Genomic DNA, 13070 nt, shown 5'->3' on the forward strand with positions numbered 1-13070 from the left:
CGGGGAGCAGCCCGGCCAATCATCACGACACATTCCTACCGTTTTTTCTTTCTTCCCTGAACCGCCTTAAAGCGCGGATTGGTTTTGCAGATCACGTAAATACGGCCTTTACGGCGTACCACTTTGCAATCTTTGTGGCGGGTTTTCGCCGAACGTAATGAGCTTACTACCTGCATATTGCGGTGCCTCTGGCTTATTTGCTGCGTGTCAGGAAGCTGCCAAAACGCTTGTTAAAGCGCGCGGCGCTGCCCTCTTTGGCAAACTCTTTCTGCTTACCGGTGTAATAGACATGTGACTTTGAGGAAACATCCAGCGTGACGTAGGGTAAGGTTTCGCCCTCAAAAGTCATGGTGCGATCGGTCTGGATGGTCGAGCCGACTTTAAAATATTCGTCGGCGGTGGTGTCGTGGAAAAGCACCGGACGATAGTGTGGATGGATACCGGGTTTCATATGCGCTCCTGAATGTTATGTTATACTATAACATTAGTATGACCCGGTCAGGACATGATTGCAACTGCCACGCGCAGGCGAAAAAAAAGGCCGCATCAGCGGCCTTTTATCAGGGAAGCGTTTTAATGTTGATGCTCTGCAGGATGGCCCTGTTCCAGCGCACCTTTATGCTTGCTGAAGCGGCGACGCACCACCACAAAGAACACCGGCACGAAGAAGATCGCCAGCGCGGTCGCGGTGACCATGCCGCCCATCACGCCGGTACCCACGGCGTTCTGGGCACCGGAACCGGCACCGCTGCTGATGGCCAGCGGCAGAACGCCGAGGATAAACGCCAGGGAGGTCATCAGAATCGGACGCAGACGCATACGCGCGGCTTCCAGCGTGGCTTCGACCAGCCCTTTGCCTTCCTTCTCCATCAAATCTTTGGCGAATTCCACGATCAGAATGGCGTTCTTCGCCGAAAGGCCGATGGTGGTCAGCAGACCTACCACAAAGTACACGTCGTTACTCAGACCGCGCAGCGTGGTGAAGATCAGCGCACCGATCACCCCAAGCGGAACAACCAGCATGACGGCGAACGGAATGGACCAGCTCTCATAGAGTGCGGCCAGACACAGGAACACCACAATCAGCGAGATGGCATACAGCGCCGGCGCCTGGTTGCCGGAGAGACGTTCCTGATAGGACATACCGGTCCAGTCGTAGCCAATACCGGCAGGCAGCTTCGACGCCAGGCTTTCCATCAGGTTCATCGCATCACCGGAGCTCTTGCCCGGTGCGGCCTGACCCAGAATCTCCATGGAAGGCAACCCGTTATAACGCTCCAGACGCGGTGAGCCGTACTGCCATTTCGCCGAAGAGAAGGAGGAGAACGGAACCATCGTGCCGCTGCTGTTGCGCACGTACCATTTGCTGATGTCGTCCGGCAGCATACGGGCATCAGCCTGGCCCATCACATACACCTTCTTCACACGGCCGCGATCGATGAAGTCGTTCACGTAAGAGCCGCCCCAGGCGGCGCCCAGCGTGGTGTTGATGTCAGACAGCGACACGCCCAGCGCCTGCGCTTTTTCCTGATCGATGATCAGTTTGTACTGCGGCGTGTCTTCCAGACCGTTCGGGCGCACGCCCACCAGCGTATCCGGATGCTGGGCAATCATGCCAAACAGCTGGTTACGCGCGGCGGTCAGTTTCTCATGGCCCAGGTTGCCCTGGTCGATCAGCTGGAAGTCGAAACCGGTGGCGTTACCCAGTTCGATAATGGCCGGCAGGTTGAACGGGAATACCATGGCGTCTTTGATCTGCCCCAGCGCCTTCATCGCACGGCCAGCGATAGCCGGCACCTTCAGGCTGGCATCGCCACGCTCATCCCAGGGTTTGAGGCTGACAAAGGCGATACCGGTGTTCTGTCCGCGGCCGGCAAAGCCGAAGCCGTTAACGGTAAACACCGAATTCACGCTGTCTTTCTCTTTGTTCAGGAAGTAATCCGTGACCTGATCCAGCACCTTCTGGGTGCGCTCCTGTGTCGCACCGGCAGGCAGCTGCGCCTGCGCCAGCAACAGGCCCTGATCCTCTTCCGGCAGGAAGGAGGTAGGCAGTTTCAGGAACAAATACGCCATCCCCGCCACGATCACCAGGTAAATAACCAGGTAGCGACCGGTGCTGCGGATAATGTGGCCCACGCTGTCAACGTAGTGGTTGGTGCTCTTATCAAACAGGCGGTTAAACCAGCCAAAGAAACCGGTGGTTTTGCCGTGATCGCCTTTTTTGATGGGTTTTAGCAGGGTGGCACAGAGCGCTGGCGTCAGAATCAACGCCACCAGCACTGACAGCGCCATCGCCGAGACGATAGTGATCGAGAACTGGCGATAAATCACCCCGGTTGAGCCGCCAAAGAAGGCCATCGGGATAAATACCGCAGACAGCACCAGCGCAATCCCCACCAGCGCGCCCTGAATCTGCTCCATGGAGCGGCGGGTCGCTTCTTTGGGTGGCAAACCTTCTTCTGCCATTACGCGCTCAACGTTTTCCACCACCACGATGGCGTCATCCACCAGCAGGCCGATGGCGAGCACCATCCCGAACATCGTCAGGGTGTTAATGGAGTAGCCGAAGGCGCTGATGATGGCGAAGGTCCCCAGCAGCACTACCGGCACGGCGATAGTCGGGATCAGCGTTGCCCGGAAGTTCTGCAGGAACAGGTACATCACCAGGAACACCAGCACAATCGCTTCAAACAGCGTTTTCACCACTTCGAAAATCGAAATTTTCACGAACGGGGTGGTGTCGTACGGGTAAACGGTCTTCATGCCTGACGGGAAGAAAGGTTCCAGCTTCGCCAGTTCCGCTTTAACCGCTTTTGCCGTATCCAGCGCATTCGCACCGGTTGCCAGCTTGATACCGATACCGGAGGCAGGTTTGCCGTTGTAGCGGGCAATGATCTCGTAGTTTTCCCCGCCCAGCTCAATTTTCGCCACGTCGCGCAGGCGTACCTGTGAACCATCCTGATTCACTTTCAGCATGATATTGCCGAACTCATCCGTGGAGGTCAGACGGGTCTGCGCAATGATGGAGGCGTTCAGCTGCTGGCCCGGCACGGGCGGCGTGCCGCCCAGCTGACCGGCGGCCACCTGGGTGTTCTGGGTTTGCAGCGCGCTTATTACATCCACCGGCGTCAGCTGGTAATTGTTGAGCTTGTGCGGATCAAGCCAGATACGCATCGCATACTGCGCACCAAACACCTGCGTGTCACCGACGCCTGGCGTACGGCTGATCGGATCTTTGATGTTTGAGGCGACATAGTCGGCGATGTCGTTCTGCGTCATGCTGCCGTCATCGCTGACAAAACCGGCCACCATCAGGAAGCTGCTGGAGGATTTTTTAACCTGAATCCCCTGTTGCTGGACTTCCTGCGGCAGCAGCGGCATCGCCAGCTGCAGTTTGTTCTGCACCTGTACCTGCGCGATGTCGGCGTCCGTACCGGACTGGAAGGTCAGCGTCAGCGTCAGCGTACCGGACGAATCACTGCTCGAGGACATATACATCAGCCCGTCGATGCCGTTCATGTTTTGTTCGATAACCTGCGTTACCGAATCCTGTAACGTTTTCGCATCTGCACCCGGATAAGAAGCCTGGATTTCAACCGCCGGTGGCGCAACATTGGGATATTGCTCAATCGGCAGTTTGATAATCGATAGCGCACCCGCCAGCATAATAATGATGGCGAGCACCCAGGCAAAAATGGGGCGATCGATAAAGAACTTAGCCATGTATCAACGGCTCCTGTTTATGACGATGATTTAGCAGACGGTGATTCCGGTAGCGCATTGGCATCGTCTTTGACTTCCTGTGGCGTTACCTGTGCACCCGGTTTGGCACGCTGAATACCCACAGTAATCACGCGATCGCCCTCTTTCAGGCCCTGCGTGACCAGCCACTTGTCGCCAAAGGCCTGATTCGCGGTAATCTTGCGCACTTCCACTTTGTTGTCGGCACCCACCACCATGGCACTGGCTTCGCCGGTCGGCGTGCGGGTCACACCCTGTTGCGGCACCAGCAGGGCAGAAGGATTGGTGCCCTCATCCAGACGCGCCCGCACGAACATTCCTGGCAGCAGGCGGTGATCCGGGTTCGGGAAAATCGCGCGCAGCGTAATGGAGCCGGTGGTTTCATCCACGGTGACATCGGAAAATTCCAATGTGCCTTGCTGGCTATAGGCGTTACCGTTTTGCATCAGCAGGGTGACATTGGCTTTACCGTCATTTTGCTTCAGCTGACCGGATTCCAGCTCCGCGCGCAAACGCAGGAAATCGTCGCTGGACTGGGTCACATCCACATACATCGGGTCAAGCTGCTGTACGGTAGCCAGCGCGGTCGTCTGGCCACTGGACACCAGCGCGCCTTCCGTGACAGCGGATTTGCCAATACGGCCGCTAATTGGCGAAGTGACTTTGGTGTAAGCCAGATTGATGCGCGCGGTCTCGACGTTGGCCTGAGCAGCCTGTACGGCCGCCGCGGTCTGCGCAGCGGTGGCGGCAGCGTTGTCATAATCCTGCTGGCTGATGTATTTGGTGCCCAGCAGCGGCTTATAACGTTTCAGGGTCAGCTGCGCCACACGGGCGTTTGCCTGCGCCTGCGCCAGGTCGCCTTTGGCGCTGTCATAGGCAGCCTGATACGTCGCCGGATCGATCTGATAGAGCGACACGCCGGCTTTGACGTCTGTGCCTTCAACAAAATTACGCTTCAGAATGATACCCGACACCTGCGGACGCACTTCGGCTACGCGGAACGCCGAGGTACGGCCAGGCAGTTCGGTCGTGATTTTCAGGGGCTCTTTTTTTAACGTCACAACGCCCACTTCAGGCGGTTGCTGCTGGGCGGCTTGCTGGGATTTATTATCATCACATCCTGTTAACAAAAAGCTGCCTGAGAGCATCACGGCGGCCGCCAGAGGCGCTAATCCTCTGTTTTTATTCATAAATAAACCTCTAGTGTCCGATATCAAATGATCAATGGATCACAAACCGTTAAACCCATTGCTGCGTTAAAACACGGGTCGTGCTATGGTACATACATCCACAAATGTATGTAAACTTGCCAGTTTGTAAAAACAGTCCTCTATGGCACGAAAAACCAAAGCGCAAGCACTTGAAACGCGGCATCAAATTCTGGACGCTGCTTTAGCTCACTTTTCTGAACACGGTGTGGCTGCCACGTCACTGGCGGACATCGCCTCTGCGGCCGGCGTCACGCGCGGCGCGATCTACTGGCATTTTAAAAATAAAGCCGATCTGTTACAGGAGATCTGGCTGCGGTGTGACGCTGGGCTTGACGATGTGGAACTTGAGTATCAGACAAAATACCCCGGCGATCCACTTTCTGTAATGCGATCGATGCTGATCTATATCCTTGACGCCACGGCAAAGGATCCGCAAAGACGTGCACTAATGGAGATCATCTTCCACAAATGCGAATTTGTGGGCGAAATGTCGACATTAATGGCGATGCAGCAGGGGTTGTTGCAGGCGTGCTATGACCGAATCGAAGCGGTGCTGCGCCAGTGTATTGATGCCGGGCAGCTGCCGGGCAGCCTCAATACGCGTCAGGCGGCGCTGCTGATGCGGGGCTATATTAACGGCATGATGGAAAGCTGGCTGTTTAATCCGCACAGCTTTGATCTGGCGCAGGAAGCGCCGCAGCTGGTGGACGCCTTTATTGATATGCTGCGGCTCAGTCCGACGCTGAGCGCGCGTGCTCAGGCCTGATGTTCCACCGCCTGCTTTTGCTGATAATCGCGGCGGACAATCTCCAGCGCCGCCAGCACGGTCGCAACCGGCACCTGATTCTCCTCCAGCAGCTGGATTAAATCGACGGCCAGTTTGATCTCATCGGGTGCGTTCTCCAGCGACATCCTTCCTCCTAAATACGTAATTTGGCTGCCACCAGCAGCATGATCAGCGCGCCGGCCAGGGCGGCGATAAACCCGGCTGGCGGCAGGCTGCCCAGATCGCCGGTGGTAAAATACGTGGCAATATAGCCGCCAATCAGCGCGCCGATCACCGCCAGCACCAGCGTCGGCACAAAGCCGCCCGGACGACCGGGAAACAGTATGCGTTTCAGCCAGCCAGCGGCCAGCCCCATCACTATCCAGATAATAAGCGTCATGGTTATGCTCCTGTTTATCGCCGCCGCGCCGTTTGTCCGCTTCAGCCGGTATCAGACAAAAGGCGCCTGCAGCTCCAGTTTTTGCAGCGCGGCGCGGCAGCGCGCCAGTCGCTCCTGTAACACGCCCACTTCACGCATCAGCTGCTGTTGCACGCTCAGCGTTTCCGCACGCGCCAGATGCTGTTCGCGCTGCTGCAGCATTGCCAGCAGGCGCGTTTCATAGCCCTGATACTCTTCGCGTTTTTGCTGACGCGGATCGTGATGCGGCCGTTCGCGCGCTACCCGCAGCTGCTGGCTCTGGCATTCGCGTTGCAGCGCGGCAATTTGATCGATTACCTTCTGCGCCAGCCACTGCTGACGCGCCGGCGTACACGGCTCACTGAGCAATGCCACATTCTGCTCCAGCTCCTGCAGATAATCGGCCAGCCGCGTGCCTTTACAGCGAAAGAGCCGGACGTCGAAGCGCGGCTGCCGGCAGGCACCATCGCGCTGCTGTGCAATCTGCTGGCGCAGCGCTTCCATTATCGTCAGCAGACGCTGTTGTACGGGAGATTGGGGCATGACTCAGGTTCCGACTATGTTAACGTAGCACTGTTTTAACTCTTTTCAGGCATCCGGCATGCAGCGCATCTTACTGTTAAGCCTGGGCTGGCTGGCCATTGTGCTGGGCACGCTGGGCATTGTATTACCATTATTACCTACCACGCCATTTGTGTTACTGGCTGCCTGGTGTTTTGCGCGATCTTCACCGCGCTTTCATCACTGGCTGCTGTGGCGTTCGCCGTTTGGCCGTTATCTGCGCCACTGGCAGCAACATCATGCCATGCCGCCCGGCGTGAAAGGGCGAGCCATGTTGCTGATTGTGCTTACCTTTGCGCTCTCGATCTGGCTGGTGCCGCTCACCTGGGTGCGTATTCTGCTACTGGGAATGCTGTGCCTGCTGCTGCTGTGGATGTGGCGTATACCCGTGGTGGCAGAAAGTCCGAACGTGCGCGAACCGTAGCGTCAGGGTTGCATTTAGCCGGCTGTTTGCTTAGATTTGGGCATCTTCGTGCGTGGCTTCCCTTTGAGAAACGACTTTGCTTAACCCGGTCTCCGGGTATTGGTGCTGTCTGAAGCTGCGCGTATTAGATATTTTTTTCCAGGCGTAACCTTTATGACCGCAACTGCGCAGCAGCTTGAACTGATCAAAAACAGCATCAAAAGCATTCCTGACTACCCAAAACCGGGCATCCTGTTCCGTGACGTGACCAGCCTGATGGAAGATCCGCAGGCGTATGCCGCCGCGATCGCGATTCTGGTAGCGCGTTACCGCGACAAAGGCATCACCAAAGTGGTGGGCACCGAAGCGCGGGGTTTCCTGTTTGGTGCGCCAGTCGCGCTGGGGCTGGGTGTGGGCTTTGTGCCGGTGCGTAAGCCAGGCAAGCTGCCACGTGAAACCTACCGCGAAAGCTATGAGCTGGAGTACGGCACAGATGCGCTGGAACTGCATAAAGATGCGATCGCACCGGGTGACGTGGTGCTGATGGTGGACGATCTGCTGGCAACCGGCGGCACCATTGAAGCGACCGTGAAGCTGATCCGTCGCGCGGGCGGTGAGGTCAAAGATGCGGCCTTTGTGATCAACCTGTTTGATTTAAGCGGCGAAAAACGCCTCAACGCGCTGGGCATCGACTGCTACAGCCTGGTGAACTTCCCCGGCCACTAAGGGCCTTCCGCGCCGCTGTCAGGCAAACCGCCCGCCGGGCAACCTCTCTGTTTTTTACCGCGTTGCCGGCCGGCAGCCCGCACAGCACTGCCCCGGATGCTGACTCCCGTCAGTGACCGGGGTCAGCGCCGGCGCGTTACAGCTATAGGCATATCGGGCGGCGGCTGTTAAACTACTGCCCAAATACACAGGGTTTGCGAAGCTGCATTTTTCCCCTTTTGCCTTATGGCGGCATCCGGCGTATTCAGCCGCACCGCTGTGCCAACTCACGACAATCCAGTGATTACATCCACATGAGCTATCAGGTACTTGCGCGAAAATGGCGTCCCCAGGCTTTCGCTGACGTAGTCGGTCAGGAACACGTGCTGACCGCGCTGGCCAACGGGTTATCACTGGGACGCATCCATCATGCTTATCTCTTCTCCGGCACGCGCGGCGTCGGTAAAACGTCCATTGCACGCCTGCTGGCCAAGGGGCTCAACTGCGAAACCGGCATCACCGCGACGCCATGCGGTCAGTGTGACAACTGCCGGGAAATTGAGCAGGGCCGTTTTGTTGATTTAATCGAGATTGACGCGGCGTCCCGGACAAAAGTGGAAGACACGCGCGATCTGCTCGACAACGTACAGTACGCCCCGGCGCGCGGGCGCTTTAAGGTCTACCTGATTGACGAAGTGCACATGCTCTCACGTCATAGCTTTAACGCGCTGCTGAAAACCCTGGAAGAGCCGCCGTCACACGTCAAATTTCTGCTGGCCACGACCGATCCGCAAAAGCTGCCGGTAACGATCCTGTCGCGCTGCCTGCAGTTCCATCTCAAGGCGCTGGATGTGGAACAGATTCAGCAGCAGCTGGCGCATATCCTGCAACAGGAGCAGATTGATGCCGAAGCGCGTGCGCTGCATCTGCTGGCGCGCGCCGCCGATGGCAGCATGCGCGATGCGCTCAGCCTGACCGATCAGGCCATTGCCATGGGGCAGGGCAGCGTGACGCGTGAAACCGTGGCGCAGATGCTCGGCACCCTCGACGATGAACAGCCGCTGGCGCTGATTGAAGCGCTGGTGGAGGGCCAGGGCGAACAAGTGATGGCGCTGCTTAATCAGGCGGCGTCACGCGGGGTAGAGTGGGAAGCGCTGCTGGTGGAGATGCTGCGCCTTCTGCACCGCATTGCCATGGTCCAGCTGCTGCCGGGATCGCTCGGTGAAGATGAAGTCAGCCAGGCTCAGCGCCTGCGGGAACTGGCCCGGGTGCTGCCGCCTGCCGATGTTCAGCTGTACTATCAGACGCTGCTGATGGGGCGGAAAGACTTACCGCTGGCACCGGATCGCCGTCTTGGTGTGGAGATGACGTTACTGCGTGCGCTGGCGTTTCACCCGCAGGCAACGCTGGCCGAGCCGGTGGCGCGTCCGTCGCTGACGCCGCAGGCGGCGCCTCAGGTGCCGGCGGCCAGTGCGCCACCCGCCGCGGCTGCGCGCCCGCAGATGGCGCCGTCCGCCAGCGAAGCCGCACCGCCAGCCGGGGATTATCCACCCATGCCAACGGCGGCGCCAGACGCGCTGCCGGATACCACCAGTCAGCTCTTACAGGCGCGAACGCAGTTGCTGCGTCAGGGAGCCGGCAAGGCAAAAAAGAGTGAGCCGGCAGCGCGTTCCGCGCGGCCGGCAAATCCGGCGCTGGAACGTCTGGCCAGCGTAACGGAGCGGGTGCAGCAGCGCGCTGCAGAACCGGCGGTAAAAGCGGCGGCAAAACCGGAAGCCTACCGCTGGAAAGCCCAGCAGCAGGAGGTGGTAAAGGCGGAGCCGGTTGCCACGCCAAAAGCCTTGCGTTCTGCGCTTGAGCATGAGAAAACGCCTGAATTGTCACTTAAACTGGCAGAAGAGTCGCTGCAGCGCGACCCCTGGGCGGCAGAGATTGCGCGCCTTACCCTGCCGAAACTGGTACAGCAGGTAGCACTGAATGCGTGGAAAGAGGTGACTGAACAGGGCGTCACGCTGCATCTGCGCAGCAGCCAGCGGCACCTGAATTCCGCTTCGGCGCGCCAGGCAATTCAGGATGCCCTGAGCCAGGCCGCCGGTGAGGCGGTTGAAGTGACGATTGTGGAAGACGATAATCCGGCGGTGCTGACGCCGCTGGAGTGGCGTCAGGCCATTTATGAAGAGAAGCTGGCGCAGGCGCGCCAGTCAATCGCCAGCGATACGCATATCCAGACCCTGCGTCGGTTCTTCGATGCGGATCTGGATGAAGAGAGTATTCGACCCGTATGATCACGCTGTCGCGCAGAGGTTGCGCGCAGCCCCAGCAGAGAGAGAAAACTATGTTTGGTAAAGGCGGATTGGGCAACCTGATGAAGCAGGCCCAGCAGATGCAGGACAAAATGGCCAAGGTTCAGGAAGAGATCGCCGCGCTGGAAGTGACCGGTGAATCGGGTGCGGGTCTGGTCAAAGTGACCATTAACGGCGCGCACAACTGCCGCCGCGTTGAGGTCGATCCCAGCCTGCTGGAAGATGACAAAGAGATGCTGGAAGATCTGATCGCCGCGGCATTCAACGATGCGGCCCGCCGTATTGATGAGACCCAGAAAGAGAAGATGGCCTCTGTGTCTGCCGGTATGCAGCTGCCGCCTGGCTTTAAGATGCCGTTCTGATGCAAACCAGTCCACTGCTTGAAGCTTTGATGGAATCGCTGCGCTGCCTGCCGGGCGTCGGTCCGAAATCGGCGCAGCGTATGGCGTTTCATCTGTTGCAGCGCGATCGCAGCGGTGGCATGCGTCTGGCGCAGGCGCTGACCCGCGCCATGTCGGAAATCGGACACTGTGCGGATTGCCGCACCTTCACCGAGCAGGAAATCTGCACCATTTGCGCCAATCCGCGCCGTCAGCAAAACGGCCAGATTTGCGTGGTGGAGAGCCCGGCCGATATTCACGCCATTGAGCAGACCGGCCAGTTTGGCGGCCGCTACTTTGTGCTGATGGGCCATCTCTCGCCGCTGGATGGGATTGGACCGCAGGATATTGGTCTGGATCGCCTGGAGCAGCGCCTTGAACAGGAGCCGTTGCAGGAAGTGATCCTTGCCACGAATCCCACCGTGGAAGGTGAAGCCACCGCCAACTACATTGCCGAGCTGTGCGGCCAGTATGGCGTTGACGCCAGCCGTATTGCGCACGGTGTGCCGGTTGGCGGAGAGCTGGAAATGGTGGACGGCACCACGCTGTCACACTCGCTCGCCGGACGTCATAAGATTAAATTCTAATCACTTGCCGGTCTCGTTAAGCGATACCGGCTTGAAATTTTTCCCGCCATCCCCATTTCTCTCTCAACGTTTGATCAACCCCATTCTGTTGAGGTAGCAATGACCATGAAAGGACAAGAGACGCGTGGCTTCCAGTCAGAGGTAAAACAACTTCTGCACCTGATGATCCATTCCCTCTATTCAAACAAAGAGATTTTCCTGCGTGAGCTGATCTCCAACGCCTCTGACGCCGCTGACAAACTGCGCTTCCGCGCCCTGTCGACGCCGGATCTGTATGAAGGCGACGGCGAACTGCGCGTGCGTATCTCGGTCGACAAGGAAAACCGCACCCTGACGCTGAGCGATAACGGCATTGGTATGCGTCGCGATGAGGTGATCGAGAACCTGGGCACCATCGCCAAATCCGGTACCAAAGCGTTCCTGGAATCCATGGGCTCTGACCAGGCCAAAGACAGTCAGCTGATTGGCCAGTTCGGCGTCGGCTTCTACTCCGCTTTCATCGTGGCAGATAAAGTAACGGTGCGTACGCGTGCCGCTGGCGCGAAAGCGGAAGAGGGCGTGTTCTGGGAGTCGGCCGGTGAAGGTGAATACACGCTGGCGGATATCGACAAGGCCGATCGCGGTACCGATATCACTCTGCATTTCCGCGAAGGCGAAGATGACTTCCTGGATGCCTGGCGCGTACGCAGCGTCATCAGCAAATACTCCGACCACATTGCGCTGCCGGTTGAAATTGAAACCAAAGACGAAGAAAACGGCACCAGCAGCTGGGAGAAGATCAACAAAGCGCAGGCGCTGTGGACGCGTAACCGCGCGGAAATCAGCGACGACGAGTACAAAGAGTTCTATAAGCACATCGCGCATGACTTCAGCGATCCCGCGGCCTGGAGCCACAACCGCGTTGAAGGCAAGCAGGAGTACACCAGCCTGCTGTACATTCCGCAGCGCGCGCCGTTCGACATGTGGAACCGCGACAGCAAGCACGGGCTGAAGCTCTATGTGCAGCGCGTCTTCATCATGGACGACGCCGAGCAGTTCATGCCGAACTACCTGCGCTTCGTGCGCGGTCTGATTGATTCCAATGACCTGCCGCTGAACGTCTCGCGTGAAATTCTGCAGGACAGCCGCGTCACCCAGAGCCTGCGCGCCGCGCTGACCAAACGCAGCCTGCAGATGCTGGAAAAACTGGCCAAAGATGACGCTGAGAAATACCAACAGTTCTGGAAAGAGTTTGGTCTGGTGCTGAAAGAGGGCCCGGCGGAAGATCACGCCAACCAGCAGACCATCGCCAGACTGCTGCGCTTCGCCACCACTCAGAGCGAAGGGGCAGAACAGACTATCTCGCTGGACGACTACCTGAGCCGCATGGTGGAAGGGCAGGAGAAGATCTACTACATCACGGCGGACAGCTATGCCGCGGCGAAGAGCAGCCCGCATCTGGAGCTGTTCCGCAAGAAGGGCATTGAAGTGCTGCTGCTGTCCGATCGCATCGACGAATGGATGATGAGCTATCTGACAGAGTTCGAGGGTAAAACCTTCCAGTCAGTGAGCAAAGCGGATGAATCGCTGAGCAAACTGGCAGATGAAGAGACCGAAGAGCAGAAAGAGGCGGAAAAGGCGCTGGAGCCATTTGTTGAGCGTGTGAAAACGCTGCTCGGCGAGCGCGTCAAAGAGGTACGCCTGACGCATCGTCTGACGGACACCCCGGCCATTGTCACCACTGATGCCAACGAAATGACCACGCAGATGGCGAAACTGTTTGCCGCCGCCGGTCAGGACGTGCCGGAAGTGAAGTATATTTTCGAAATCAATCCGGATCACACGCTGGTGAAACGCGTGGCTGATACGCAGGACGAAACCCGCTTTGCGGAATGGGTCGAGCTGCTGCTGGATCAGGCACTGCTGGCAGAGCGCGGAACGCTGGATGATCCGAACCAGTTTATCCGTCGCATGAATCAGTTGCTGACGGCGTAATGCAGTTCAGGGCGGTTCGCA

General features: G+C 58.1%; 14 protein-coding genes and 1 other annotated feature. Of the genes, 7 read left to right on the forward strand and 7 right to left on the reverse strand.

Annotation, left to right across the window (positions count from 1 at the left end; genetic code table 11):
* Positions 1-35: 35 nt before the first annotated feature.
* The 4 genes from ykgO to D8B20_RS04710 form a co-directional block, all read right to left on the reverse strand.
* Positions 36-176, reverse strand: coding sequence for a type B 50S ribosomal protein L36 (gene ykgO / locus D8B20_RS04695; protein WP_010616859.1), 141 nt, complete (start codon positions 174-176; stop codon positions 36-38).
* Positions 177-193: 17 nt separating this feature from the next.
* On the reverse strand, positions 194-451 hold the full coding sequence (locus D8B20_RS04700; RefSeq protein ID WP_145887597.1) for a type B 50S ribosomal protein L31: 258 nt from the start codon (positions 449-451) through the stop codon (positions 194-196).
* Positions 452-573: 122 nt separating this feature from the next.
* The gene (locus tag D8B20_RS04705) at positions 574-3723 is read right to left on the reverse strand and encodes an efflux RND transporter permease subunit (protein WP_145887598.1); all 3150 of its coding nucleotides are present in this window, start codon (positions 3721-3723) and stop codon (positions 574-576) included.
* A gap of 17 nt (positions 3724-3740) precedes the next feature.
* Positions 3741-4931, reverse strand: coding sequence for an efflux RND transporter periplasmic adaptor subunit (locus tag D8B20_RS04710; RefSeq protein WP_145887600.1), 1191 nt, complete (start codon positions 4929-4931; stop codon positions 3741-3743).
* Between the two features lie 142 nt (positions 4932-5073).
* Between D8B20_RS04710 and acrR the strand changes: the two genes are divergently transcribed.
* Entirely contained in the window at positions 5074-5718 is a 645-nt protein-coding gene (acrR, locus tag D8B20_RS04715; RefSeq protein ID WP_145887601.1) for a multidrug efflux transporter transcriptional repressor AcrR, read from the forward strand.
* Here acrR and rsmS read toward each other — a convergent pair.
* The 3 genes from rsmS to priC are packed head-to-tail and all read right to left on the reverse strand — an operon-like array spanning position 5709 to position 6679.
* Positions 5709-5864: a pleiotropic regulatory protein RsmS gene (gene rsmS, locus D8B20_RS04720; RefSeq protein WP_145887603.1), complete on the reverse strand. Its 156-nt coding sequence runs from the start codon at positions 5862-5864 to the stop codon at positions 5709-5711. The two genes, acrR and rsmS, sit on opposite strands and share 10 nt — an antisense overlap.
* 8 nt (positions 5865-5872) lie before the next feature.
* On the reverse strand, positions 5873-6118 hold the full coding sequence (locus D8B20_RS04725; RefSeq protein ID WP_145887605.1) for a GlsB/YeaQ/YmgE family stress response membrane protein: 246 nt from the start codon (positions 6116-6118) through the stop codon (positions 5873-5875).
* A 51-nt stretch (positions 6119-6169) separates the two neighbouring features.
* Positions 6170-6679, reverse strand: coding sequence for a primosomal replication protein PriC (gene priC, locus D8B20_RS04730; RefSeq protein ID WP_145887607.1), 510 nt, complete (start codon positions 6677-6679; stop codon positions 6170-6172).
* 58 nt (positions 6680-6737) lie between these two features.
* Between priC and D8B20_RS04735 the strand changes: the two genes are divergently transcribed.
* The 6 genes from D8B20_RS04735 (at position 6738) to htpG (ending at position 13049) form a co-directional block, all read left to right on the forward strand.
* Positions 6738-7121, forward strand: a complete 384-nt coding sequence (locus tag D8B20_RS04735) for a DUF454 family protein (RefSeq protein ID WP_145887609.1) — start codon at positions 6738-6740, stop codon at positions 7119-7121.
* 153 nt (positions 7122-7274) lie between these two features.
* On the forward strand, positions 7275-7826 hold the full coding sequence (gene apt / locus D8B20_RS04740; protein WP_145887611.1) for an adenine phosphoribosyltransferase: 552 nt from the start codon (positions 7275-7277) through the stop codon (positions 7824-7826).
* 293 nt (positions 7827-8119) lie between these two features.
* Positions 8120-10090 (forward strand): DNA polymerase III subunit gamma/tau, encoded by a 1971-nt coding sequence (gene dnaX / locus D8B20_RS04745; RefSeq protein ID WP_145887613.1) that lies wholly within the window; start codon positions 8120-8122, stop codon positions 10088-10090.
* Positions 9432-9493, forward strand: a sequence feature (DnaX frameshifting element). Its footprint overlaps the gene before it by 62 nt.
* Positions 10091-10140: 50 nt before the next feature.
* On the forward strand, positions 10141-10470 hold the full coding sequence (locus D8B20_RS04750) for a YbaB/EbfC family nucleoid-associated protein (RefSeq protein WP_010616869.1): 330 nt from the start codon (positions 10141-10143) through the stop codon (positions 10468-10470).
* Positions 10470-11075 (forward strand): recombination mediator RecR, encoded by a 606-nt coding sequence (gene recR / locus D8B20_RS04755; RefSeq protein ID WP_145887616.1) that lies wholly within the window; start codon positions 10470-10472, stop codon positions 11073-11075. The genes D8B20_RS04750 and recR overlap by 1 nt, the downstream gene beginning before the upstream one ends.
* A 99-nt stretch (positions 11076-11174) precedes the next feature.
* Entirely contained in the window at positions 11175-13049 is a 1875-nt protein-coding gene (gene htpG, locus D8B20_RS04760; protein WP_145887618.1) for a molecular chaperone HtpG, read from the forward strand.
* The last annotated feature ends 21 nt before the right edge of the window (positions 13050-13070 follow it).

This window comes from Candidatus Pantoea soli, assembly GCF_007833795.1.
Lineage (GTDB): Bacteria > Pseudomonadota > Gammaproteobacteria > Enterobacterales > Enterobacteriaceae > Pantoea > Pantoea soli.

What these genes read in the sequence shown, in the direction of transcription:
- D8B20_RS04700 (WP_145887597.1), bottom strand. Translation starts at nt 451, where the DNA reads ATGAAACCCGGTATCCATCCACACTATCGTCCGGTGCTTTTCCACGAC.
- D8B20_RS04735 (WP_145887609.1), top strand. Translation starts at nt 6,738, where the DNA reads ATGCAGCGCATCTTACTGTTAAGCCTGGGCTGGCTGGCCATTGTGCTG.
- D8B20_RS04705 (WP_145887598.1), bottom strand. Translation starts at nt 3,723, where the DNA reads ATGGCTAAGTTCTTTATCGATCGCCCCATTTTTGCCTGGGTGCTCGCC.
- rsmS (WP_145887603.1), bottom strand. Translation starts at nt 5,864, where the DNA reads ATGTCGCTGGAGAACGCACCCGATGAGATCAAACTGGCCGTCGATTTA.
- priC (WP_145887607.1), bottom strand. Translation starts at nt 6,679, where the DNA reads ATGCCCCAATCTCCCGTACAACAGCGTCTGCTGACGATAATGGAAGCG.
- ykgO (WP_010616859.1), bottom strand. Translation starts at nt 176, where the DNA reads ATGCAGGTAGTAAGCTCATTACGTTCGGCGAAAACCCGCCACAAAGAT.
- D8B20_RS04710 (WP_145887600.1), bottom strand. Translation starts at nt 4,931, where the DNA reads ATGAATAAAAACAGAGGATTAGCGCCTCTGGCGGCCGCCGTGATGCTC.
- D8B20_RS04725 (WP_145887605.1), bottom strand. Translation starts at nt 6,118, where the DNA reads ATGACGCTTATTATCTGGATAGTGATGGGGCTGGCCGCTGGCTGGCTG.
- htpG (WP_145887618.1), top strand. Translation starts at nt 11,175, where the DNA reads ATGACCATGAAAGGACAAGAGACGCGTGGCTTCCAGTCAGAGGTAAAA.
- D8B20_RS04750 (WP_010616869.1), top strand. Translation starts at nt 10,141, where the DNA reads ATGTTTGGTAAAGGCGGATTGGGCAACCTGATGAAGCAGGCCCAGCAG.
- apt (WP_145887611.1), top strand. Translation starts at nt 7,275, where the DNA reads ATGACCGCAACTGCGCAGCAGCTTGAACTGATCAAAAACAGCATCAAA.
- acrR (WP_145887601.1), top strand. Translation starts at nt 5,074, where the DNA reads ATGGCACGAAAAACCAAAGCGCAAGCACTTGAAACGCGGCATCAAATT.
- recR (WP_145887616.1), top strand. Translation starts at nt 10,470, where the DNA reads ATGCAAACCAGTCCACTGCTTGAAGCTTTGATGGAATCGCTGCGCTGC.
- dnaX (WP_145887613.1), top strand. Translation starts at nt 8,120, where the DNA reads ATGAGCTATCAGGTACTTGCGCGAAAATGGCGTCCCCAGGCTTTCGCT.